Origin of the sequence: Mesorhizobium sp. M1E.F.Ca.ET.045.02.1.1 (assembly GCF_003952485.1) — a bacterium.
Classification (GTDB): Bacteria; Pseudomonadota; Alphaproteobacteria; order Rhizobiales; family Rhizobiaceae; genus Mesorhizobium.
Genome location: NZ_CP034447.1, coordinates 1629287 through 1653315 on the forward strand (window position 1 = coordinate 1629287; position 24029 = coordinate 1653315).

Here is a 24029-nt window from a genome sequence, read left to right on the forward strand (position 1 = left end):
CTCCCCTTTTGAGGCCGGCCTGGCATCCGTTCTCTAGCGAATGCATGGGGGGCTCATTTGTGCCTTCTCAAGCTGTCATCGAAAGCGCTGACGAAGATGTCGACTTCGTCGCGCGACCAAATCAACGGGGGACGTAGCTTGAGCGTGTTAGGCGTGCTTTTCCCGATGAGGATGTTGCGGGCAAGCATGTCATCAATCAGTCGCTCGGTCCGTATGATGGCCGGTTCCTTCGTCAGGCGATCCGTCACCAATTCCACGCCAGTCATCATTCCAAGCCCGCGTACGTCGCCGATTACGGGGTGCTGTTCGGCCAGGCGCCCAAGCTCCTGGCGCAGATACTCCCCGATGGCGGCGCTCCGCTTGATCAGGTCCTCTCGCTCAAGGACGTCCAGCACAGCCATGCCGGCCGCGCATGCGACGGTGTTGCCGCCGAATGTGCTGAACAACAGCGGATAGGTGCCATCGAGAAACCGTTTCATGAGTGCCGAGCCGAGAATGACGACGCCCAGAGGGTGGCCATTTCCAACCGGCTTGCCCATTGTTATGAAATCGATGTTTTCGTCCTTGAGCCCGTTTGCCCGGAACCCCCAAAACGTTCCCATGCGGCCACAACCGGCCTGCACCTCGTCCGCAATGACGAACCCGCCCGCCGATCGGACCTTTTCCGCAACGAGGTTGAAATAGTTTTCAGGCGCCCGCAGCACACCGCTTGAACATAGGGCGGTGTCGACCATGAATGCCGCCGGCCTGTGGCCTCTTTCGCGCAGGGCGGCTATCGCCCGGTCCGCATCGGCAGCGTACTTTGCCGCAGCTTGGGGGGCGTTGGCGAAAGGACCCTTGTACATATCCGGGGCCATCAAGATTTCAATCCGTCTGGGATGCTCTTCGGCCGGAAGGTGACGCCAGTTTTCATTGGAGAGCGCGGTCGTGAGCTCGGTGCAGCCATGGTAGGCCTGGTCGATGATCAAACCGCCGTCGTGTCTGCTGAGCGACATGGCTATCTGCATCGCCAGGTCGTTGGCTTCGCTGCCCGAGTTGACGAAGATGCAGGTGTCGAGGTGATCAGGCAGGTCGGCAGTCAGGCGCGCCGCGTACTCGACCGCCACATCGCACATATACCGCGTATTGGTGTTCAACGCGCCGGCCTGGCGGAAGATCGCCTTCGCCACGTGCGGGTGGCAATGACCAATCTGAGGGACGTTGTTGTAAACATCCAGATAGGCGGTGCCATCGGCACCGTACATCCAGGCTCCGTGAGCCCGCGTGATGTGCAGTGGCTTGTTGTAGAAATGCCAAATCGGTCCCAGGTGAGCTTCGCGCTCATGCCTGAGCCCGTCATAGTCATATGCGAGATGCTCGCCATCGTTGCTCGTGGCGCCATACACCGGAAACCGGCATGCCTGACGAAGCCGGCGGGCCGCCTGTGCGCGACCTTGACGGCTCAGCAACTCCATCATCCGAGGGTAGTGGCTGGCGTTGTCGATATGCGGGATGCCGGATTCATCGGTGGCTTCTCTCGCTTCCACGATGACAGTGGCCATGGCGAGGCGCAGGAGCAGCGCATCGAAAAGGAGATCGATCTCATTTTCTTCAAGCGGGTATGTCGAATCGAAACCTGATGCGACGTCGCAAAGGTAGGCGATCGGATCGTCATCGAAGTCCGCGAATGTCTCGGAAGCAGTCACAATGTCCGCGACAATGGAATTGTGGCCCATATCGCCAAAATCGATGATGCCCACCGGCGATGTGCTGTCGTTAGGATCGACCAGGATATTGCCGCCATGCGAATCCTGATGCACGACCTGGCGACGCGTCTTCGACAATTGGGGAAGGGTAAAGCGCTCGGCACGCTCGAAGATTTCCTCGCACAATTGCCGAAGCCTGGCGTCCGAGATCTTTGCGATCTGCGGGCGCAAGGCCAGGGCACGTGAAATGTCCCAGAGGTGCACATTGCTGCCCGCGTATGGATGAAAAAAATCGCGCAGCGCATGGGCAAGCCGTCCAACCATCACACCGATGTTGAACCGAGTGGCGGCGGAAAAGGCTTCCTCAACCTGCTCCATGACCTTCCCCGGAAGGAAAGTAAGCACACGCATCATGTGCCGGCAGCCGCGCTCGTCCTCGATCCATTCATATGGGGCGCCAGCGAGGGAGGGCACAACGCGAGGCACCGGCAGGGTCGGATCGCGCTCGCAGATATGGTTCAGGGCTTTGACCTGCATATCCACGACACCTTCAGGTTCGCCTATATTCGATATCTTGACGACGACGTCGCGGCCATCAGTGCCTTCGATCCGCCACGACAGATCGCGCTCGGAAGCCAGTCGCCTGTACGTCCCGTCGATCCCATACCGGGTTGCCACGAGGCGCCTTGTCGCTTCCGGCGAAAAATTAGGAAGGTTGCGAAGCAGAAGAGCGTCCGTGCTCATTCCATACCTTAAGGCCAAATATCGATACCCGACGCGGCGACCACGTCGCAGTTGCACGTTTGGCAGGGAAGTCCGCAGGTGGCATTTTTGCGCTGCGCATCGCCAGCCGTACGAGAGGCTAGACCTCTATCGACGTGGCAAGAATATCATTCAGAGAACGGATACATTGGTTTTTACAAATGCATCCGGTGCGCCCTGATGATCGCGTCGCGGACATAGGCGACGTTGGCGGCCTGCTCGCCTGTTCGCGTGGCGACCTCGATATCGGCGGAATAAGCCTCGTCGGCTATGGGAAGTCGGCGAAGACGCCCCTGCTGTTCGAACACGCGGGCAAAATGTATCGGCAGGACCCCGAGGTAGGCGCCCGACAAGACCATCAGAAGCTGCGCCTCAATATCAAAGGCTACCCGGTTCGCGGCGGTGTCGAAGCGGTGACGCCTAATCCCGTACCAATATCCTCTCTCTACCCATGGATGGCCGTAGCATTCCTCACTTGTAATCATCTCGTCATTTCGGCAAAACAAAGGATGAGCCGAACCGCAAAATACCGCGTGCTCCTCTTGGTAGATGATCTGGTATTGCACGCTTGCGACTTTGATGTCGGAGCCGCCTATCCCAATATCTATTTCGTTTTCCGCCACCGCCTTCGTTATATCGTTGGGGCACATGATCTTGAGATCAAGCTCGATTTCCGGCGCAGCTTTGGAAAGCTCGGCAATAGCGTCGGCAAGCCGGAAACTTGGGTCGGTCGTTAAGCAGTCGACAATGCCGACGCCGACCTTTCCCGCCAAAGCGCTTCGAACACGCGAAAGCCGGGCCGAACCGGCTTCAAGCACCCCGGTGATTTCCGTACAGATTTCGTAAACCCGACGCCCTTCATCCGTCAGCGAAAACCCGCGACGGCCCCGTTCACACAACTTCACGCCAAGCCGCTGTTCAAGCGCCGTCAGATGATTGGAGACTGTGGGTTGGCTCAGCGACAGTTCCATCTGCGCTGCGGACATGCCGCCATTGCGGACCACGCTTTCAAAGACACGAAACAGATGGAGATCGGAACCCGATATCTTCATGAAAGCAGATTGCACCAAATGTACTGGTTGGCAATTCCGGCAGACGTAGGCGGATGATGCAGCGTGCAAATGGTCATTTCCGCCGGAGCGTAATCGAGGCGGACGACTTTGTGATTGACCTGCTGGGAACAAACGTACGCCCGCGCCTGCGAAGGAGCGATGATCGCCCTTCCCTTGCCTCATCTCCCGCTCCGGTCCGACCGGGTATTGACGTCGCAACCAAATCCGGATTTGATGATACGTGGATACAAAAATACTTTTGGGTGCCAAGTGCCAGCAGCCTTCTCCGTCGAGCCACGCATGTCCGCCACTGCAGAGGAGGAAGCGTACCGGCATCTCCAGCGGGCGCTTCGCCTAGGTCGTTACAAACCGGGTGACCGGCTCATTCCCGAAGACATCGCGGCCGAGATCGGCATGAGCCGCATGCCTGTGCGGGAAGCCTTTCGGCGCCTGGCTTCCGACGGACTGGTCGTTCTCCGCCCCAATCGGGGGTGTGTCGTGGCCGGCCTCACAGTCGATGAGCTTTACGAGATCTTCGAAATACGTTCGGTTCTGGAAGGACTCGCCGTCAGGCTGGCGATGCCACGGATCGATGAGGAGGCGCTCGAAGAATTCGAGAACCTACTCGATCGCATGGAACGCGCCGGGCAGAGCGGTAGCAGCGACTGGGTGGTCCGCCACCAGGAATTCCACGGCCGTATCTGTGCGTTGAGCCAGAGGCCCAAGCTCATCCACCAGATATCGGCGCTGCATGTGGTCATAGAGCCTTACATGCGCATCTGGTTCGACGATTGTGACAAGCCGCATTCTGCGCGCGAGGAGCATGCCGCCGTGATCGCCGCCTTGCGCTCGGGCGACGCTGTGCATGCGGAACAGGTCATGCAGGATCATATTCTCGGCACGGCACCAATGTTGGCCGAATTCGTGACTCCGAGCCGGGGATCAACGCCGGCAGGAGAAAGGGCCTAAGTCCGGCAAAAAGACCAGAACCGGCCACCGGAACAGCCAGATCAGCACAAGAAAGGGGAACCTATATGAAAATTCATCGCCTGGCCGCCGTCGCGGCCGCATTCGGCATGCTCAGCTTTGTCCAGTCCACATTCGCTGAGGATGCTCCAAAGGCCATAACCATCGCGACCGAAGGTGCCTACGCGCCCTGGAATTTCACCAACGCAGACGGCAAGCTCGACGGGCTGGAGATCGAGCTCGCAAATGATCTTTGCGCAAGGATGAAGGTCAAATGCACCATCATCGCCCAGGACTGGGACGGTCTTATTCCATCGCTGAAGGTCGGCAAGTTCGATGTGATCATGGCCGGCATGTTCATCACACCGAAGCGGCTCGAAACCATAGACTTCACCCAGCCTTATGCGATCGATCCGGGCGGATTTGCAGTCGCCAAGGATAGCGAGCTCGGCAAACTCGGTGTTTCGACTGAAAAATTCAAACTGGATGACGAGGCTGCGTCCAAGGCTGCGATCGAGAAGCTGAAGCCGCTGCTGAAGGGCAAGGTGGTCGGTGTACAGGCGGCCACGATGATGCTCGAATTCCTGAAGAAATACTTCGGCGACACGGTGGAAATCCGCGAATACAAGACGACCGAGCAGCATGATCTCGATCTGGCTGCGGGTCGCATCGATGCAATATTCGCCCAGAAGACAGCACTTGCCGCGACGCTCGCAAAACCTGAATTCTCCGGCTTCACGCTCGCTGGTCCGGGCTTCGTCGGCGGCCTATTCGGCGCCGGAACCGGTGCGGGACTGCGCAAGGAAGACACCAAGCTCAAGGAGATGCTGAACGACGCGATCAGCGCCGCGATCGCCGATGGGACCATCAAACGCATCTCGGAAAAATGGGTGAAGACGGATGTGACGCCGGTCAAGTAAGCGCTGGCGGACCTGCCTGGCGGAGCGGCGCGAGCCGTTTGCGTCGGGCAGCGCGCTGAAAGGCTACGACTTACATGACCAATCCTATGCATATTTTGGGTTTGCAAGAGGGCGGCTGGGGAGCCGCTCTGCTTGTCGCATCCTCTGTTACGCTTGCACTGTCCGTTCTCGGCTTTATCCTCGGCGCCGCCTTCGGCGCCGCGGCGGCGGCCGGTCGGCTCTCGTCCCGCGGCGTCCCCGCTTGGCTCGCCCATGTCTACGGCACAGTATTTCGCGGTGTGCCCGACTTGCTGACGATATACCTCCTCTACTACGGCGGCAGCATCGCCCTGACGCAGATTGGCAAGTTCTTTGGCAGCGCCGGCTTCGTCGGGCTGCCGACTTTTGCAACCGGTGTCCTGGCGATCGGCATCATATCGGGCGCCTATCAGGGAGAAGTCTATCGCGGCGCCTACCAGGCCGTGGATCGCGGCCAGTTCGACGCCTGCAAGGCGCTCGGCCTGTCCCGATCTCAATCGCTGCGCCTCATCATTGTGCCGCAACTGATGCGCCACGCCCTGCCGGGACTCGGCAATGTCTGGCAGCTGGTACTCAAGGACTCGGCACTGATCTCCGTCATCGGCCTCGTCGAACTGATGCGCCAAGCGCAGATCGGAGCAGGTTCGACGCGAGAACCTTTCATCTTCTATATTGCGGCCGCCGCGCTCTACTTCGTCATCGCCGCCGTGACCGCTTCCGTCTTCCGTTATGGCGAGGCGCGGGCCTGGAGAGGCATGGTCCACGCGTGATCGACTTCGCCTTCTTTCTCGAGATCATTCCCGTCCTGCTTGCTGGCCTGCCGTTGACCCTGCAGCTCACCGCAGCCTCGATGGGCATCGGTTTCCTAATGGCGTTGCTGCTCGCGCTCGCCCAACAGGGAAATCGCCGGATCGTGGTATGGCCCATCCGTGCCTTCGTTGCAGTCTTTCGCGGAACACCCCTGCTGGTGCAGATCTTCCTCATCTATTATGGTCTCGGCCAGTTTCGGCCGTCGCTCCAGGCGATCGGAATCTGGTGGCTGTTCCGCGAGCCTTACTGGTGCGCCATCATCGCGCTCAGTCTCAATGAAGCTGCCTATGGAAGCGAGATCCTGCGCGGCGCAATAAAGGCTGTGCCGCGCGGACTGACCGAGGCCGCTACAGCCTCCGGCATGTCGAAGCTGCTCACGCTGCGCCTGATTGTGCTGCCTCTGGCCCTGCGCCAGGCGATCCCGAATTACAGCAACGAGATCATCCTCATGGTCAAGGGCACGTCGCTTGCATCGATCATCACGCTGATGGAGGTCACCGGGATCGCGCAGGGGCTTATTTCGCAGACCTATCGCGCCGTCGAGGTCTTCGTGGCTGCCGGCGCGATCTATCTCACCCTCAATTTCACAATCATCTCGGCACTGAACGCGCTGGAAATCCGGCTCACCCCCTATCGGGCGCGGGCCTGAGACATGTCTCGCCGCAATGACGAGGAGAACTAACGAAATGCGCGATTTCGAGAAGCCGACCCGGTCCGTTGCCGTGTCGCGACATGCGATGGCGGCGACCTCGCATCCTTCCGCCACCCTCACTGCACTGCAGATCATGCAAGCGGGTGGTAACGCCATGGATGCCGCCATTGCCGCCTGCGCAGTCCAATGCGTCGTGGAACCGGGCTCGACCGGCATCGGCGGCGACTGTTTCGCGCTCTATGCGCCCAACGGCTCCGACAAGGTCATCGCCTATAACGGGTCCGGCCGCACGCCGGCGGCCCTCACTGCCGACTGGTTCAATGAGCGGGGACTGACGGAGGTGCCACGCCAGTCGCCAGCGGCGGTAACGGTCCCTGGGGCGATCGACGCGTGGATACGCCTGCACGCCGATCACGGCTCGCTCCCCTTTGCCGACGTGCTTGCGCCCGCCATCCGGTTTGCCGAGGAGGGTTATGCCATCACTCCCCGCGTTCATCGCGACTGGTCCCTTGAACAAAAACTGCTCGCGGCCGACGCCACGGCCGCGCGAATTTTTCTTCCCGGCGGACGGGCGCCGAGGATCGGAGAGGTTCACCGGCAGCAAGAGCTGGCACATACGTTAAAACGCATTGCTGCAGAGGGGCGCGGCGCATTCTACGAGGGGTCGGTCGCCGAGGACATAGTGTCCTATCTGAACGCGCTCGGCGGGCTCCACACGCTGGAAGACTTCGCGAATGCGCGGGGCGAGTATGTGACCCCAGTGACCACCGATTTTCGCGGTTACACGGTCCATGAATGTCCCCCGAACGGCCAGGGCATCATCGCTCTCCTGATCCTCAACATCCTGAACCGTTTCCACGCCAAGCGGGACCCGCAGTCGCCCGACCGGCTGCATGTCGAGATCGAGGCGACGCGCCTTGCCTATGCCGCCCGCGACGCCTGGATCGCCGATCCAGATAAGGCGGACGTCCCGGTCGACCACCTGCTGTCCGACGAATTGGCGGACAGGCTTGCGGCAATGATCGACCTGAGCAACGCGCTGACAGACCTGCCGCCCTTCGAAATGCCACTTCATCGCGATACCGTCTATATCTCGGTCGTCGATCGAAATCGGAATTCGGTAAGCTTCATCAACTCCATCTTTGACAGTTTCGGCGCCGGCCTCGTCTCGCCTCGCTCGGGTGTCATCCTGCATAATCGCGGCCAGAGCTTCTCGCTCAAGCCCGGTCATCCCAATCGGATCGGGCCATCGAAGCGGCCGCTTCACACGATCATCCCCGGCATGGTGACGCGCAACGGCAGGGTGGAAATGCCGTTCGGCGTCATGGGCGGCTACTATCAGGCGCTCGGCCATGCCCATCTGATATCCAAGGTCCTCGATTACGGAATGGACCTGCAGGAGGCGATCAATCTGCCGCGCCTGATGCCGACATCGGACGGAACAAGAGTGGAGGCAGAGCATACGATTGACGGTGCGGCTAAAGCCGAGCTCGAACGCAGAGGCTTCACTTTTTCTCCCGCGGATGAGCCGATCGGCGGCGCTCAGGCGATCCGGATCGATTGGGAGAACGGCACTTTGACCGGCGCGTCGGAACCAAGGAAAGACGGCATTGCTCTGGGGATTTAGTGCCCCTGGCTGTTCGCGGTTCATGTATCGAGGTGCAAAAGCAACCCGCAAATTGCTCCGAGCGCCGACTTTGCAAGCAACGCGGCGGAGCAGAATCTGAGCACCCTGCGTCTGCCTGGCTAGCAAACCGGATCATCGGCTAACATCTGTTTCGGCTGTTTTTGGAGGCCGACTTGCCTTCATGTGGCGCGGCGGGCGTGAGGGCTGCATGCGGGTAATCGCATGGGGCGCTTCCCCCGCTCCGTCTCGGCTTCGCCGAGCCACCTCTCCCCCCACATTCGTGGGGGCGAGGAAAACCAAGCTTGCGAGAGTCGCGACCTCGGTGATTGTCGTTTCCTCGCCCCCATGAAATGGGGGAGAGGTGGCTCGGCGCGCAGCGCCGAGACGGAGCGGGGGCTGCGCTGCCCTATGCGGTTGGCCTGCGACCAGTCGCACGCGGCATTCCCAGCGTCTCGCGTATCGCCGCCGCCAGCCGCTCCACGCCCTCCCGCGTCTGTGCTGCGTCGCACGCCGCATAGCCCAGCACCAGCCCTTGGGTCGCCGCCGTGTTCTGGAAATATTTCGACAGCGGCGAGACGTTGATGGCCCTCCTCGCTGCCGCCTGGCTGACCTGGATGTCGTCGATGCCTTCCCTCAGATAGCCCACCACCTGGATGCCGGCTTCGGCGGGGGAGAGCGTGATCTCGTCGCGCAGGCGCTCGGCGACGATCTCGCGGAAAAGCTGGCGGCGCTGGGCGTAGATGCGGCGCATGCGTTTGAGGTGCCGGCTCATATGGCCTTCGGTGATGAAATCGGCGAGCGCGGCCTGCAGCAGGAGCGGCGCGAACTGGCCCGTGGTGGAGAGCGCGTTGGCGATGCGGCCGGCCATGTCGGGCGGCAGCACCATGAAGCCGATGCGCAGCGCGGGGAACAGCAGCTTGGCGAAGGTGCCGACATAGATGACGCGGCCGGAGCGGTCCATGCTCTGGATCGCCGGCACGGGCCTGCCTTGAAAGCGGTATTCGCCGTCGAAATCGTCCTCGATCACCCAGGCGTTGGCGGTCTCGGCGATGTCGAGCAGGCGCAGCCGCTCCTCCATACGCATGGTGATGCCGAGCGGATGCTGGCAGGCCGGCGTCACATAGATGAGGCGGGGCGAAAAATCCGGCGCGTCGAGGCGCCAGCCGCGTTCCTGATCGACCGGGATGGGCAGGATTTTTGCGCCGGCCACGGTGAAGGCGGCCTTGGCGCCGTAATAGCCGGGCTCCTCCATCCACACCGTGTCGCCGGGGTCGAGCAGCAGGCGGGCGAGAAGATCGAAGGCGGCCTGCGCGCCGGTGGTGATGACGATCTGCTCCGCCTGGCAGCGCACGCCGCGCGCGGAATAGAGATAGCCGGCGATCGCCTCCTTCAGCGCCGGATGGCCGGTCACCTCATAGGTGCCGAACAGGGTTTCGCCATGGCTGGCGCGGCGCGCGACCAGCCGGCCCCAGACTCCGAAGGGGAAGCTCGCGTGATCCGGCATGCCGGGGTGGAAGGCGAAGCGCCCCGGCGTGCCGTGGTGGCAGGGCTGGCTGAGCAGTTGCTCGCCGCGCCGCGAGGGCGCGCGCAGCGGCACCGGCGACGCTTCGGCCGGCGTCTCGCGCGGGCCGTCGGGCAGGTCGACGATCACCGGGCGGGCGCCCTGGCGGTTCGCGAGATAGCCTTCGGTGACGAGCTGGTCGTAGGCTGAGACGATGGTGTTGCGGCCAAGGCCGAGCTCGGCGGCCAGAGCGCGCGTCGAAGGCAGCTCCGACCCCGGCGCCAGCGTGCGGTTGCGGATGATGGCGACGAGGCCGTGATAGAGCTGGCGGGAGAGGTGCTCGGGGCTCGAGCGGTTGACGGCGAGCATGTCGAGGGGGAAGGCTTGGGGTTTGGGGTGGAGGGGGCGCATGGGTATTAGTCTCTGCGGCCTGCTGGCAATGGAAGCTTCCGAAAAGCTCGCTTTGCAGCGTCGAGTTCCCGCCACCCCCCCTCTGGCCTGCCGGCCATCTCCCCCGCAAAGGGGGAGATCAGATGTCGCTCCGGCTTTCGCCAATCTCCAGCGCCGCAAGCATGGAACCGCCAGCGCAGCTGCCGATCTCCCCCCTTGCGGGGGAGATGGCCGGCAGGCCAGAGGGGGGTGCCTCGCGCCGACGATCGACACTCGGGTCTGGCAGCGAACCTCAGCTCTTCCATATGCCACACCCTTCCATGGTTCTCCCTCCCCATCCTGCCACAGCCGTCGGCGGACTTGAACTGGTTCCTTCATTTTCCGGAAAACTGGCCCTCGCGATGGAGACAGAGCGGCGTAGACTCCAATCGCTGACGTTGGGGTAAGACGTCGAGGCGTTTAGGCAAGGCTCTGGGAGGGCGTCTGGCCAAACGAAAATGGCAGGCTTTGCCTCCTTCCGAAAGCACACGCAGCCATTTCCCTCCCGAAACGAACACCCTGCAGCCTTCGGGCGCAGGCGGAAAGCGAGCAATGACGACAGTTCGACTTGGCATCAATCCGATCACCTGGACCAATGACGACGTGCCGGAACTGGGCGGCGACACGCCGCTCGAGACGTGCCTCAGCGAAACCGCGGAAGCGGGCTTTGCGGGAACGGAGCTCGGCGGCAAGTTCCCGCGCGAGGCCCGCACGCTCGGCCCCATCCTCGACCGTTACGGGCTGGCGCTGGTCTCCGGCTGGTATGACGGGCGCATCTGCGAACGCGAGGTGGACGAAGAATTCGAGGCGATCCGCCCGCATCTGACGCTGCTCAAGGAGCTCGGGGCGAGCCATGTCGTTTATGCCGACACCTCGCGCGGCCGCCATGGCGCGATCCACGACCCGATCTCGCAGCGGCCGAAGCTCGCAGCCGAGGAGTGGAAGCCCTACGGCGAAAAGATCACGCGGCTGGCCGAACGTTTTGCCGATTTCGGCGTCGACATGGCCTTTCACCATCATATGGGCACGATCGTCGAAACCGATGCCGAGATCGACATGCTGATGAAGATGACCGGCGAGGCGGTCGGGCTGCTCTACGACACCGGCCACTGCGCCTTCTCCGGCGGCGACCCGGAGCAGTTGCTGCGCCGGCATGTCGGCCGCGTCGTCCATGTCCATTGCAAGGACGTGCGCCCGGCGGTGCTGAAGAAGGCACGTGACACCGACATGAGCTTCATGGGCGCGGTGATGGAAGGCATCTTCACGGTGCCCGGCGACGGCGCGATCGACTATGCGAGCCTGCTGAAAATCCTCGCCGACAAGGGCTATGCCGGATGGCTGGTTGTGGAGGCCGAGCAGGACCCGGCCAAGGCGCATCCGCTGACCTATGCTACAATGGGCTACCGCAACCTGCGCGACCTCGCCCGCAAGGCCGGCTTCACGGTCGACGAGCGGAAGGGCTTGGGAGCAAGCGCGGAGCGGCGGGGAGGGCGATGAGCTCGGTCCTGTTCAAAAGCGTGGTCAAGAATTTCGGCGCGCTCAACGTGCTGCGATCGCTCGACCTCGCCGTGCCGGACCACAAATTCCTCGCCCTGCTCGGCCCGTCGGGCTGCGGCAAGACGACGGCGCTGCGCCTCCTGGCCGGACTCGACATGCCGACCGCCGGCAAGGTCTTCATCGGCGAGCGCGACGTCACCCGGCTGCAGCCGCGCGACCGCGACATCGCCATGGTCTTCCAGAGCTACGCGCTCTACCCGCAGATGACGGTCGCCGAGAACATCGGCTATCCGCTGTGGATCCGCGGCACGCCCGAAGCCGGGCGAAAGGCCAAGATCGGCGAGGTCGCCGCCATCCTCGAAATCGGCCATCTGCTCGACCGACGGCCGCGCCAGCTCTCCGGCGGGCAGCGCCAGCGCGTGGCGCTGGCCCGCGCCATCGTGCGCGACCCGGCGGCCTTCCTGATGGACGAGCCGCTGTCCAATCTCGACGCGCGGCTGCGGCTCACCATGCGCGGCGAGATCAAGCGGCTCTGCCAGCGCCTCAGCGCCACCACCATCTACGTCACCCACGACCAGGTCGAGGCCCTGACGATGGCCGACCTCGTCGCAGTCATGCATGGCGGCGAGCTGCAGCAGATGGCGCCGCCCATCGACATCTACGACCGCCCGGCAAACCGTTTCGTCGCCACCTTCGTCGGCAACCCGCCGATGAACATCCTGCCGGCTGCGCTTGGCGAGCAAGGCGTGATCGCCGGCGGCAGGATCGTGCCGTTGGAGCGAACGCGGCTCACCCAATGCCGCCTGGCCGAGATCGTGGAGATCGGGCTGCGCCCGGAAGACTGCAGCGTCGCCCAGCCGGGCGAGCCGGGCGCGCTGCCCGGCGAAATCTATGTCGTCGAACCGATGGGCAACGAGACGCTGGTCAATGTCCGCCTCGAAGGCGGCAACGTCTCGGTACGGGCCGGCCGCGATTTCAGGGGCGCGGTCGGCGAAAGCATCGGCGTCGCCTTCGACCCGGCGAACGCCTGTTTCTTCAATGCGGCCGGCCTCACCGCCGTCCACAGGGTCAACAGCAATGGGAGAGAGAAATGATGCATTCCAGCAGACTTACTCGCCGCTCCGTCATCAAAGGCGGGCTCGGCCTGGCTTTAGCCACCACGGCCCTCACCACGCTCGGCTTGCCTATATCCGCCAGGGCAGCCGGCAAGAAGGTCATCATCGGCGCCTTCGCCGATGGCGGACTGACGCCGTTCAAGCAGAAGATCATCCCGCTCGCCAAGGAGCAGGGCTTCGACATCGAGTTCCTCGAGGATGAATATGGCGTGACGCTGGAGAAGTGGTTCGCCGACGCCCAGAGCGGCGCCGGCCAGTACGACCTCTATCTGCTCGACGATCCATGGGTGCCGCAGTTCGGCGCCGCCAACGTGCTCGAGGATCTCGGCGCCGGCGGCATCGACGGTTCCGACAAGGACTGGATCGGCTCGATGATCGACATGGGCTACTGGCCGCCGCAGAAAGGGCCGCGCGTCAAGGGCTTCGAAAGCGCCAAGCCGACACTGATCTGCGTGCCCTTCGTCGGCGACCTGCAGACGCTCACCTACCGCAACGACGTCTTCACCGACGGCGCGCCCAAGACCTGGGACGATGTCATCGCCAAGGGCAAGGAAGGAGTGGCGGCCGGCAAGATCAAGTACCCGGTCGTCTTCCGCGGCGTCTCCGGCAACCCCATCGTCACCAGCTGGTATCCGGTCTTCCTGTCGTTCGGCGGCTCCTTCTTCGACGACAAGTGGAACCCGATCTTCAATTCAGCGGAAGGCAAGGCATCGGCCGATTTCTTCGTCGGCACGATGAAGCAGAACGCGCCGAACGGCGTGGTCGAGTTCGATTCCGACCAGGAAGGTGCGGCGATCCTGGGCGGCGATGCCGGCGCCATCATCCAGTATTCGGGCAATGCGCTGAAGGCCGACGATCCCGCCCAGACCAAGGTGGCGGGCAAGCTCGATTTCGGCGTCGTGCCGAAGCAGCAGTCGGCGATCGGCCAGATGGGCATCTTCATCGCAGGCGTGCCGAAATCGGCGCCCAACAAGGCGAACTCGATTGAGTTCCTGAAATGGTACGTCAGCGCCGAAACCCAGGCCAAGCTGTCGGAAGCGGGCTCGATCCCGGTCAAGCGCAGCGCCTTCGGCATCGCCAAGCCGGGCAACCGGCTGATCCCGGTCGCGCTGCAGCAGCTCGACGCCGGCTCGCTGCCGAGGCCGCGCACGCCGGACTGGGCGAAGGTGGAGGAACTGCTCGGCATCGAGCTCAACAAGGCGCTGCAGGCCGGTTCCGGCGGCGGCGCCGCGCTCGACACAGCCGCCAAGCAGGTCAAGGACTACCTGACCACGGCCGGTTACTACTGATGCGCGCAGCAGCGCAGGCGCGCAAATATCGCCTGCAGGGGGCGGGGCTCGACCTCGCCCTCCCCTATCTCATGCTGGCGCCCGGCCTGATGATCGTGCTCGGCGTGCTCGTCTATCCGCTGTGGGATGGGCTGCGCGCCAGCACAAGAGCCTATCGTTATGGCTCGCCGGTCGCCGATGTCGGCTTCCAGAACTATGTGCATCTGTGGAGCGACGGACAATTCCTGAATTCGCTCTGGGTCACGGTGAAGTTCGTCGCGCTGTCGGTATCCTTCGAGGCCGTGCTCGGCTTTGCGCTCGCGCTGTTTTGCCTGCGGGAGTTTCAGGGCATCCGCCTGCTCAGGACCGTACTCATCATTCCGATGGTGGTCACGCCGGTCGTCGTCGCCATCGTCTTCCGCCTGATCTACGCCAGCGACGCCGGCATGCTGACGGCGCTCTCGGAGGCGATGGGCGGCGGCGAGGCGCAGATCCTCGGCAACCCGCTCAACGCCTTCATTGGGCTTGTCGTGCTCGACGTCTGGGAATGGACGCCGCTGATGTTCCTGATCCTGCTCGCCGGGCTGCAATCGCTGCCGCACGAGCCGTTCGAGGCGGCGCGCGTCGACGGGGCGGGGGCCTGGCGGGTCTTTGCCGATCTCACCTTTCCGATGATGCGGCCGGTGCTGGCGGTGGCGATCGTGCTCAGAACCATCGATGCCTTCGGCACGTTCGACCAGGTCTTCGTGCTCACGCGCGGCGGGCCGGGCGAGGCGACCAGACTGGTTTCGATCTACGGTTACGACACCGCGTTCAAGTTCCAACAGACCGGCTATGCGGCTGCGCTGTTCGTGACCATCGGCCTCGTGGTGCTCGCGCTCGCCTTCAGCGCCATCAGGCTTCTGCGCAGGGTGGATGCGTCATGAGTACCCGTGTGGCGCGCATCCTGACGACGATTTTCGTGCTGGCCGTGGTGCTTTTGCCGATTTACTGGCTGGTCTCGACTTCGCTGAAGTCCAACCGGGAGATAACCCAGGAAGGCACGCTCTACCCGCATGTGCCGACGTTCGACAACTACGTCAGGCTGTTCACCGAAAAGCAGTTCGGCTCCTACCTGACCAACTCGCTGGTGGTGACCTTCTTCTCCGTCGCCATCGCGCTGGTCGCCGGCGCCATGGGCGCCTATGCCATCGCCCGCTTCCGCCTGCCGCTTGCGATGGAGGGCAAGGTTGGCTTGTTCCTTCTGACGCTGCGCATCATCCCGCCGGTGGTCATCCTGATTCCGGTCTATCTCTTGATGCTCAGCCTCGGCCTGCTCGACAGCTGGCTGGGACTGATCGCCACCTACACTGCCTTCAACGTCACCTTCTGCGTCTGGATGATGGAGAGCTTCTTCCGCGAAATTCCCGTCGATCTCGAGGAAGCCGCGATGGTGGACGGCGATTCGCGCTTCGGCGCCTTCCGCCGCATCACCCTGCCGCTGGCCGCTCCCGGGCTCGCGGCGACCGCCATTTTCGCGGTGCTGGTCACCTTCAACGAATTTCTCTTCGCGCTGGCACTGACGGCGACGCCGCGCGCCATGACCATGCCGCGCGGTACCGCGACGCTGATCGGCCGCATCGACACCGACTGGGCCTCGATGTCGGCGGCCGGCGTCATCGGCGCGCTGCCGATCGTTTTCTTCGCGCTCCTGGTGCAGCGCCATCTGGTGCGCGGGCTCACCATGGGCGCTGTCAAATGAGTGCGCCGGCGAAACATGAACGGGCCACGACAGGCGCGACCTGACAGGAAAGTCGAACGCATGATGGATGTTTGTCTGTTCGGGGTGGGACTGATCGGCCGCGTGCACGCGGGCAATCTCGCGCGTCATCCAAGGGTGCGGCTGCGCTACATCGTCGATCCCAATCGCGAGGCGGCTGCCAAGGTTGCTGCCGTTACCGGCGCCGAGATCGCCGACACCGAGGCGGTGATGAACGATCCGTCGGTGAAGATGGTGTTCATCGCTTCGGCGACGCGCACGCATGCCGAGCTTGCCATGGCCGCGGCGGCGAAAGGCAAGGCGATCTTCTGCGAGAAGCCGATCGATCTCGACCTCAAGCGCACGGACGAGTGCCTGGCCGCGGTCGAGAAAGCGGGCGTGCCGTTCCAGATCGGCTTCAACCGCCGCTTCGATCCGAGCTTCCGGGCGCTGAAGGAGCGCCTTGCCGGCGGCGAGATCGGCGCCGTCGAGCAGGTCATCATCACAAGCCGAGACCCCGAACCCGAAACCGAGGAAGCGCTGGCCGGGGGTGGGGGCGTCTTTCGCGAAATGACCATCCACGACTTCGACATGGCTCGGAACCTGCTCGGCGAGGAGCCGGTCGAACTCTTCGCCACCGGCTCCTCGCTGGTGGCGCCGCAATACAGGAAGCTCGGCGATTACGACACCGCGATGTTCATCCTGCGAACCGCGTCCGGCCGGCAGTGCCACATCAACAACAGCGTCAGGGCCGCCTATGGCTATGACCAGCGTATCGAGGTGCATGGCGCCGACGGCATGCTGCAGGCCGGCAACCGGATGCCGACCTCGGTAGAGATGTACGGCGACAGGGGCATATCGCGCGACAAGCCCTTCTACTTCTTCGTCGAACGCTACGCCGAGTCCTACGCATCGGAGATCGATCACTTCATCACTTGCGTCGAAACCGGCAGCAAGCCCGCCGTCACGGCCAGCGACGGCCGCAAGGCCATGATCCTTTGCGAGGCGGCCCTCGCCTCCGCCAGGTCCGGCAGGTTCGAGCCTGTGAAGCCCTGAGCGGATGGTCTCAAGTCAAACGGGAGTCCCGAGATGAAGATTGGCATGATCACCGACAGCCTGGGCAATCTTTCCTTTGACGAGATGCTTCGCGCCTCGGCCGAACTCGGGCTCGAGACACTGGAGTTCGCCTGCGGCAACTGGTCGTCCGCGCCGCATATCGATCTCCCAGCCATGCTGGACAGTGCCGCGACGCGCGCCGAATTCGCCGCCAGGGTCCGCGACCACGGGCTGACGATCGCTGCGCTCAACTGCTCGGGCAACCCACTGCATCCGGGACCGCAGGGCAAGAAGCACCATCAGGTGACCGAGGACACGATCCGCCTGGCGAGCCTGATGGACATCGATCGCGTGGTGATGATGTCCGGCTTGCCAGGCGGCCCAGGCGATGCCAACCCCAACTGGATCATCACCGACTGGCCGCCCGAATGCGTCGACATCCAGCGCTACCAGTGGGACGACTGCATCATTCCCTACTGGCGCGATCTGGTGAAGTATTCGAACAATCTCGGCATCAGGAAGCTTTGCCTGGAACTGCACGGCCATCAGGCCGTCTACAACGTCCAGACTCTGTTCCGGCTGCGCGACGCCGTCGGCGAGACGGTCGGCGCGAACTATGACCCCAGCCACCCGATGTGGATGGGCGCCGATCCCATCGCTGCCGTCCGCAAGCTGGGCTCTGCGATCTACTATGTACATGCGAAGGATACACGCATCGAACCGATACCGGCGGCCATCGACGGCGTGCTCGATGCGCGCCCGCCAAACCACTATGCCGATAGGGCCTGGAATTACATCACGCTGGGCTACGGTCACGGTGAGACCTGGTGGCGGCAGTTCTGCGCCGCGCTGAAGCAGGTCGGCTACGACGACGTGCTGTCCATCGAGCACGAGGACATGATGCTGTCGCCGATGGAAGGCATGCGCAAATCCGTGGCGTTGCTGCGCAACGTCGCCATCAATCTGGCTTGATGCAGGCGGATCGACCCGGAAGGCCGATGCCGCCGCCGATTCCGCCCAATTCGGTGACGATCCGCGGCAGTGCTGTCGCGACGACGTTCTGGTCGATGGGATCGAGTGCCAGCACGATGATCAGGCCGATGAACAGGTTGCGAATTTCCCGATCGCTGGCGACCGGATCGCAGGCGACGCCATTACCCGCTGACTAGTCATGTGCCGTTTGGCGCCGTGTTCCTGCGGCACGGATGCTCCCTCAGAACGGTTTTTGATGCGGCTGGAGTGCGAGAGGCGTTGGCAAATGCGCCCGCCATCCGCAACGGAGCAGTGGCGCGCAGCCTAGAGCGGTTCAGCTTTTCACAGAATCGCTGACCCATCTAAGCATTTGTTTTTGCGCAATTCCGGACGGAAAACCGCTACGCACTTTTCCTGGAATTGCTCTCTAGAGAAGCGCAGCGTTCAGAGGAAGCTGGGCTTAAGTTCGTCCTCGTCTGTCGGGCGCGCGGAGCATGTCGATCAACGCCCGCAGCCCGGCGGACACATACCGCCGGCTAGGATAGTAGAGATAAAGTCCATCATCGGGTGCGCACCAGTCGTCAAGGCAACGAACTAGGGCTCCGCTTGTGAGATGGGACTCCGCCCAGTTTTCCCAAACATAGGCCAGGCCGCATCCCTGTAGCGCAGCCTGGACCATAAGGATCTGATCGTCGAGGGTCACAGGTCCCGCGACCTCGACATCGACCTCCTCGCCGTTCTTTTCAAACTGCCAATTGTAAATTGCGCCGCTCGGATAGCGGTAACGAATGCAGGCATGGTCCCGCAGATCCGCAGGCGTCGTCGGTGGATGGCGATCGGCAAAGTACGCGCGCGAGCCGACGACCGCGAAGCGTAGGCGAGGCTTGATGTGCACCGCCACCATGTCTTGGCTGAGACGTTCGCCGAAGCGGATGCCAGCATCGAAGCCGTCCTTCACGATGTCGACCAGACGGTCCGTCGCTTCGATATCCAGGTGCAGCCCCGGGTTCTGCTTGATGAGCGGTCCCATGACCTGGTCCAGCACAAACGGCGCAATCGAAGTGGGGATGTTGATCCGGACGGTGCCGAAGGGCGTGCCGCGGTAGGAGTTGAGGCCGTCTAGCGCCTTGGCGATCTGGGTGAAGGCGGGCTGCAGTTCGGTAAGGAAGCGTTCGCCGGCTTCAGTCAGAGCCACGCTCCGAGTTGTGCGGTGGAGCAACCGAACACCCACACGTTCTTCGAGGCTCCGTATTGTATGGCTGACGGCAGAGGACGCTACATTGCGTTCGAGCGCAGCTTTACGGAAATTTCTATGGCGAGCGACGGCAATGAAGGTCGCGAGTTGCGCAAGCTCGGCACCGGTCACCGCATCCCCCAAATTATTCTCTCCTTATCATTAATCGATATTCCGCTGTGCAGCTAGACTCATGAGCGCGTCCGGCGACGGGCCGGCCCGGCGTCTCGCTCCATCGCCATCACGCGCTCTGCATTGCGCTATTTGAGTCATCACCGTGAGCTGAATTGAGCGTCTAATCTGAGCAATCCGCTCGGACTAAGTTCCTTCTCGTACTCATCGGCAAGCACAGCCCGCTCGCCGAAGGAACGATGAAAGGTGCGACAATGTCTGACAAACCCCTTCAAACCCTGGCGGGCAAGGTGATCCTGGTCACCGGCGCCAGTTCCGGCATCGGGCGCGCCAGCGCCCTGGAATTGGCTCGCCGAGGCGCCAAGGTCATGGCCAGCGCCCGCAGCGAGGCCCTGCTCAAGACCCTCGTAGATCAGATCAAGACCGAGGGCTTCGAAGCCACTGCCCGGGTCGCCGACATCAACGTTGAACAGGACGTGATCGACCTGGTCGCTGAGACCGTCTCGACCTATGGCCGTATCGACGTGGCGTTCAACAACGCCGGGACGGAAGGCAGCTTCTCCCCACTCATCGAGCAGACCAACGAGATCTACGACACGATCTTCAACGCCAACGTCCGCGGCGTCTTCTGGTCGATGAAGCACGAAGCCAAGGCCATGTTGGCGCAAGGCTCCGGCGCCATCATCAACAACGCTTCCATGGGCGGCGTGATCGGCTTCGGCAATGCCTCGCTCTATGTGGCAAGCAAGCATGCCGTCATCGGCATGACCAAGACCGCGTCGATCGAGCTGTTCAAGCAGGGCGTGCGCGTCAACGCCATCGCCCCTGGATTGATCGACACGCCATTTCAGGACCGCATTTGGCCGTCGAAGGAGGCGAAGGACGAGTTCGGCAAAGCCTCTGTGCCGGGTCGGATGGGCACCTCGGAGGAGATGGCCGCCGTGGTGGCGTTCCTGGCCTCCGACGACGCCTCCTACGTCTCCGGCCACAGCCTACTCGCCGACGGCGGCTACTCGATCGCCTGAAGCCTCGACCTGATTTCCCGCCGCGGCGGGGCCGAGCGCGGCGGGCGTGGTTCCCCACGCATCGCGCTTGGCCAGCCCTCTGAACTGCCCCGAACCCGACTCTTCGAAGGACCCCTGAAATGAAACAGTTGCTGAAGCACACCCTGAGCGCCCTGGCCGTGGCCGGCGCTATGCTGAGCGCCCATTCGGCCATGGCTCAGATCAAGGTCGAGCCGAGCCCGAATGGCGAAGTCAACATCGTCGTCGATTTCGACGTGAAGCCAGGCAAGGAGGCCGACTTCGAGCAGGTGTTCCACCGCTCGGTTACCTGCGCGCGACTGGTGCCCGGCAATATCACCAACGTGCACAAGGTGATGGACGCCCCCGGCCACTACGTTCTGTACGAGCAGTGGCGCTCGGAAGCGGACCTGAACGAGCACTTCGAGCGGCCGTACACTAAAACGCTGTTCGCCATGTTCGATCGTGACCTGAAGAGGCCGATCACCGAAGGCGGTGCGCGCTTCGTGGCCGACATGCAGCCGGCACCGCGCACCGCCCCGACGATCTCGGACCCGGCCGCCAACCCCGAGTGCTGCTGAGCCGCGGCGCGCACGGGGCGGCGGGCATACCGCCCGCCGCCCCTCTTCCCTCGCGTTCCAACCCTGAAGGACACCCCGTGACCACCCAAGCCCATACCCCCAGCGCCGACCAGCTAACCCTCGTGGCCTTCCTGCGGGCCAAGACCGGCCAGGGCGCCGAACTCGGCCGCCGCTTGCATGGCCTCTACGAGCAGGCTCGCGCCGAAGAGGGCAACATCAACTATGACCTGCACGTCTCGAACGAGGATCCGGACGTGTGGATGCTCTACGAGAACTGGCGCCACGCATCCGATCTCGAGGACCACTTTCGCCTCCCTTACATGCAGGCCTTCGTCGCGACCCTCTGCGAAGTGCTCGAGGGCGACATGGACCTGCGGCGCTTTTCCATGAAGACGCCCTTCGCCAACCCAACCTTCTAAACCTCACCGCGACGCGGGCTGCGCCAGGAGCGCGCGTCGCCATCACACGCAGCGCCGGAAACAGAAGCTTGGTGAAGGTGCCGACATAGATGAAACGGCCGGAGCGGTCCATGCGCTGAATCGCCGGCACCGTGGGCCCGTTTAGCCCACCACCCCCCTGCAGGCCCAGGCTACATTGGCGAACGATCTCGCACCATCCGGCCGCCCCGCCTGGTAGGCGTCGCGAACGGCGGCTTCGACGCGCGTCCGCTCCGCCGCGTCCAGCGTGGTCATGTATTTGCCGAGCGGGCCTTCGCCGGCACCGATCGGCGCCCAGTAGTCGTCGAAATTCTCATAATCCATGCGGATCATCAGCTGGGTTTCGGTGACATCGGTGAGACCCTGTTCAACGAAGGTCCGCTTCATCTCGCCGGGCTGCATCATCGGCTGGAAGCAATAGCGGCTACGCATCTGGCGTCCGCTTTCGCTCAGCGCGGCAACCGTGTCGATCATCATGCGCATGCCCGGCATGCCGCCGAGATGATCCCACACGACGGCCGCGACCACGCCACCCGGCCGCACCACGCGGCGCATCTCGGCCACCGCCTTGCCGGCCTCCGGCACGAAGTGCAGCACGAGCAGGGCCAGCGCGCGGTCGAATGTGTTGTCCTCGAAAGGCAGCGCGGTGGCGTCGGCCTGCTGGATGGTGACGCGCGGATCGGTATTGCGCTCTCTCGCCGCCTCGACGAAGACGGCTGAGAAGTCGATGGCCTGGATTTCGGCGAGACCGGCGGATTTCGCCAGCTCGAAGGTCAGGCTGCCGGTGCCGCAGCCGACATCGAGGATCTTTTCGCCGGCGGACAAGCCGGCGAAGTCGATGAACAGCGGCGCAAGTTTTCGGCTCCAGCGCCCCATGAGCTGCTCATAACCGGACGCTGCGTGAACGGTAAAGCTAGACGCCATCGGGACCTCCCATATCAGCCCACGCTAAACCTCGACGCAATTGCTGCCAAGGCGCGAGGCAATTGTCGCGGCAAGGATAGCGGGGCAGGCGAAGGCGGTTATGTGGGCGAATTCACGGTCGCAACGCTTTCACGTTCCACCAACGGGCATTCCAGCTTGGTGATGGGGTAGCGTCCGCGGCCGGGCGTCGGAGGCGTCTCGAGCTGCTCGATCGCCCACTGGCCCATGGCGAGATGCGGCAGGATCGATGTGGTCAGCGGCGGGAAGAGGTGGCGGGCGATCTCCTCGTCGTCATAGCCGACCACGGAAATATCCTGGGGGATGTGCAGGCCGGCTTCCTTCAGCGCCTCGTAACAGCCGATCGCCGTGCGGTCGTTCTGGCAGAAGATGGCGGTCGGGCGCTCTTTGAGCGCGAGTAGCTTGACGGTCGCCGCATAACCGGCGCTGGCCGACCAGTCGCCCTCGACCACCAGTTCCGGATCGAAGGGGATGTCGGCGGTGGCTAAAGCGCGGCGATAGCCTTTCAGCCGGTCCTGCGCCGCCTGCATCCAAGGCTCGCCGGTGATGGTGGCGATGCGGCGGTGGCCGTGGCCGATCAGGTGACGGGTGGAGCTCTGGCCGCCGGCGATCTCGGAGGGCACCACCGCCGGGAAGGCATAATCAGCGGTGTAGCAGTTGAGCAGGATGACCGGGATGTCGAGGCTGTAGAGGAAATCGGGCGCGGCGATCTCGCGGGTGAAGATGGTCATGTAGATCAGCGCCGAGATGCCGCGCCTCGTCAGCGCCTGGATAACCCTCGGCTCCATGACGGCGTCGCCCATGGTCTGCGCGACCAGGAGCACGTTGCCGGCGTTCCACGAAGCCTGGCGCGCGCCCTCGATGGCGACCACCGCCTCCGGGCTGGTGGCGAGCTGGTCGACGGCAAAACCGATGACGCCGTCCAGCCCTTCGAACGGCGTCACCGCCGGGCGGAGCGCCGAAAAGACCGGCGGCGAATAGCCGAGCGCTCTCGCTGCCTCGACCACCCGGTCGCGCGTCTGCTGCGACAGCCGGATGCCCGGCGAATTGTTGAGCACGAAGGAAACCGTCGCTTGCGAGCAGCCGGCGGCTCGCGCGATGTCGGTCATGGTGACGCGGCCCTTGGGCTTGGCGTTGCGTCGCCTGGACGTCTCCGGGGGATCGCGCAGTTCCGTCGTTTCGCTCATGGTCGTTTCCCAAACCCCGCCGGCAACGGCAAGGTGGTCAAGTGCGGCGCGGAAGCGCCAAATTTATAACTATTATCAAGGATGACATCTTCCTCGCCAGCCGCTCCGTCTGTCAACGAAAAACAGATGACCGATCCCGTGAAACCGGAGAATTGCCGGTGATTCTCGCCTCAGCGAGGTGCCTTCCTGCCGCCACCATCCTCATCCCGCTTGCGTGGCTGGATATGGCCGTCGCCGCCGCGGATACGCCATGCCAGCTTCATAACTAATACTCTTTACTAATAGCTGTAAGCGTTTTACTGTCAACTCGCCGCGACCGAACCGGGGCTTCCGGCCGGTGGCGGCAGTGGGAGGAACGCGTGGCGACTGGCCGGCAAGCCGCCGGAGGAGGGCTGCCCTCGCTCTCACGAAAATGTCAGACAAATC

Annotated in this window: 23 protein-coding genes; 16 read left to right on the forward strand and 7 right to left on the reverse strand. The window is 63.2% G+C overall.

What is annotated here, in order from left to right:
* Window positions 1-53 precede the first annotated feature (53 nt).
* Complete coding sequence (locus EJ070_RS07625) at window positions 54-2429, reverse strand: aminotransferase class III-fold pyridoxal phosphate-dependent enzyme (RefSeq protein WP_126090788.1); 2376 nt, start codon at window positions 2427-2429, stop codon at window positions 54-56.
* 173 nt (window positions 2430-2602) lie between these two features.
* A complete protein-coding gene (locus EJ070_RS07630; protein ID WP_189350424.1) occupies window positions 2603-3499 on the reverse strand; it encodes a LysR family transcriptional regulator in 897 nt (298 codons plus the stop codon).
* A 300-nt stretch (window positions 3500-3799) separates the two neighbouring features.
* Between EJ070_RS07630 and EJ070_RS07635 the strand changes: the two genes are divergently transcribed.
* The 5 genes from EJ070_RS07635 to ggt all read left to right on the forward strand — a co-directional run bounded on the left by EJ070_RS07635 (window position 3800) and on the right by ggt (window position 8492).
* On the forward strand, window positions 3800-4468 hold the full coding sequence (locus tag EJ070_RS07635) for a GntR family transcriptional regulator (protein WP_126090790.1): 669 nt from the start codon (window positions 3800-3802) through the stop codon (window positions 4466-4468).
* 65 nt (window positions 4469-4533) lie between these two features.
* The gene (locus EJ070_RS07640; RefSeq protein ID WP_126090791.1) at window positions 4534-5385 is read left to right on the forward strand and encodes a transporter substrate-binding domain-containing protein; all 852 of its coding nucleotides are present in this window, start codon (window positions 4534-4536) and stop codon (window positions 5383-5385) included.
* 74 nt (window positions 5386-5459) lie between these two features.
* Window positions 5460-6173, forward strand: a complete 714-nt coding sequence (locus tag EJ070_RS07645) for an ABC transporter permease (RefSeq protein WP_126090792.1) — start codon at window positions 5460-5462, stop codon at window positions 6171-6173.
* Window positions 6170-6862, forward strand: coding sequence for an ABC transporter permease (locus EJ070_RS07650; RefSeq protein ID WP_126090793.1), 693 nt, complete (start codon window positions 6170-6172; stop codon window positions 6860-6862). Before EJ070_RS07645 ends, EJ070_RS07650 begins: the two co-directional genes overlap by 4 nt.
* 37 nt (window positions 6863-6899) lie before the next feature.
* Window positions 6900-8492 (forward strand): gamma-glutamyltransferase, encoded by a 1593-nt coding sequence (ggt, locus tag EJ070_RS07655; protein ID WP_126090794.1) that lies wholly within the window; start codon window positions 6900-6902, stop codon window positions 8490-8492.
* A 406-nt stretch (window positions 8493-8898) separates the two neighbouring features.
* On the opposite strand, the gene EJ070_RS07660 is transcribed toward ggt, so the two are convergent.
* Window positions 8899-10404, reverse strand: a complete 1506-nt coding sequence (locus tag EJ070_RS07660; protein WP_126090795.1) for a PLP-dependent aminotransferase family protein — start codon at window positions 10402-10404, stop codon at window positions 8899-8901.
* A 570-nt stretch (window positions 10405-10974) separates the two neighbouring features.
* On the opposite strand from EJ070_RS07660, the gene iolE reads away from it, so the two are divergent.
* From iolE to EJ070_RS07700, 7 genes are read left to right on the forward strand one after another with little or no spacing between them, the layout of a single operon-like run.
* The gene (iolE, locus tag EJ070_RS07670) at window positions 10975-11919 is read left to right on the forward strand and encodes a myo-inosose-2 dehydratase (RefSeq protein ID WP_126090796.1); all 945 of its coding nucleotides are present in this window, start codon (window positions 10975-10977) and stop codon (window positions 11917-11919) included.
* Window positions 11916-13013 (forward strand): ABC transporter ATP-binding protein, encoded by a 1098-nt coding sequence (locus tag EJ070_RS07675; RefSeq protein WP_126090797.1) that lies wholly within the window; start codon window positions 11916-11918, stop codon window positions 13011-13013. The genes iolE and EJ070_RS07675 overlap by 4 nt, the downstream gene beginning before the upstream one ends.
* Window positions 13010-14323: an extracellular solute-binding protein gene (locus tag EJ070_RS07680; protein ID WP_126090798.1), complete on the forward strand. Its 1314-nt coding sequence runs from the start codon at window positions 13010-13012 to the stop codon at window positions 14321-14323. Before EJ070_RS07675 ends, EJ070_RS07680 begins: the two co-directional genes overlap by 4 nt.
* Window positions 14323-15228 carry a sugar ABC transporter permease gene (locus tag EJ070_RS07685; RefSeq protein ID WP_189350426.1) on the forward strand — a complete coding sequence of 302 codons (906 nt, stop codon included), beginning with the start codon at window positions 14323-14325 and terminating at the stop codon, window positions 15226-15228. The genes EJ070_RS07680 and EJ070_RS07685 overlap by 1 nt, the downstream gene beginning before the upstream one ends.
* Window positions 15225-16043: a carbohydrate ABC transporter permease gene (locus EJ070_RS07690; RefSeq protein WP_126090800.1), complete on the forward strand. Its 819-nt coding sequence runs from the start codon at window positions 15225-15227 to the stop codon at window positions 16041-16043. The genes EJ070_RS07685 and EJ070_RS07690 overlap by 4 nt, the downstream gene beginning before the upstream one ends.
* Before the next feature lie 60 nt (window positions 16044-16103).
* A complete protein-coding gene (gene iolG, locus EJ070_RS07695; RefSeq protein WP_126090801.1) occupies window positions 16104-17096 on the forward strand; it encodes an inositol 2-dehydrogenase in 993 nt (330 codons plus the stop codon).
* Window positions 17097-17129: 33 nt separating this feature from the next.
* Window positions 17130-18068 carry a sugar phosphate isomerase/epimerase gene (locus tag EJ070_RS07700; RefSeq protein WP_126090802.1) on the forward strand — a complete coding sequence of 313 codons (939 nt, stop codon included), beginning with the start codon at window positions 17130-17132 and terminating at the stop codon, window positions 18066-18068.
* On the opposite strand, the gene EJ070_RS37430 is transcribed toward EJ070_RS07700, so the two are convergent.
* Both EJ070_RS37430 and EJ070_RS07705 read right to left on the reverse strand, forming a co-directional pair.
* Complete coding sequence (locus EJ070_RS37430) at window positions 18055-18183, reverse strand: hypothetical protein (protein ID WP_281059647.1); 129 nt, start codon at window positions 18181-18183, stop codon at window positions 18055-18057. The genes EJ070_RS07700 and EJ070_RS37430 overlap by 14 nt on opposite strands.
* A 345-nt stretch (window positions 18184-18528) precedes the next feature.
* The gene (locus tag EJ070_RS07705; RefSeq protein ID WP_245464934.1) at window positions 18529-19398 is read right to left on the reverse strand and encodes a LysR family transcriptional regulator; all 870 of its coding nucleotides are present in this window, start codon (window positions 19396-19398) and stop codon (window positions 18529-18531) included.
* Between EJ070_RS07705 and EJ070_RS37000 the strand changes: the two genes are divergently transcribed.
* From EJ070_RS37000 to EJ070_RS07720, 4 genes are all read left to right on the forward strand, one after another.
* Complete coding sequence (locus tag EJ070_RS37000) at window positions 19324-19491, forward strand: hypothetical protein (RefSeq protein WP_245464992.1); 168 nt, start codon at window positions 19324-19326, stop codon at window positions 19489-19491. The genes EJ070_RS07705 and EJ070_RS37000 overlap by 75 nt on opposite strands.
* Before the next feature lie 197 nt (window positions 19492-19688).
* Window positions 19689-20459: a glucose 1-dehydrogenase gene (locus EJ070_RS07710; protein WP_126090803.1), complete on the forward strand. Its 771-nt coding sequence runs from the start codon at window positions 19689-19691 to the stop codon at window positions 20457-20459.
* 119 nt (window positions 20460-20578) lie between these two features.
* The gene (locus tag EJ070_RS07715; RefSeq protein WP_126090804.1) at window positions 20579-21037 is read left to right on the forward strand and encodes an antibiotic biosynthesis monooxygenase family protein; all 459 of its coding nucleotides are present in this window, start codon (window positions 20579-20581) and stop codon (window positions 21035-21037) included.
* A gap of 77 nt (window positions 21038-21114) precedes the next feature.
* Entirely contained in the window at window positions 21115-21456 is a 342-nt protein-coding gene (locus EJ070_RS07720) for a putative quinol monooxygenase (RefSeq protein WP_126090805.1), read from the forward strand.
* Window positions 21457-21597: 141 nt separating this feature from the next.
* Here the strand turns inward: EJ070_RS07720 and EJ070_RS07725 are convergent, their stop codons facing one another.
* On the reverse strand, window positions 21598-22398 hold the full coding sequence (locus EJ070_RS07725; RefSeq protein ID WP_126090806.1) for a class I SAM-dependent methyltransferase: 801 nt from the start codon (window positions 22396-22398) through the stop codon (window positions 21598-21600).
* Window positions 22399-22496: 98 nt separating this feature from the next.
* A complete protein-coding gene (locus tag EJ070_RS07730) occupies window positions 22497-23603 on the reverse strand; it encodes a LacI family DNA-binding transcriptional regulator (RefSeq protein WP_189350428.1) in 1107 nt (368 codons plus the stop codon).
* Window positions 23604-24029 lie beyond the last annotated feature (426 nt).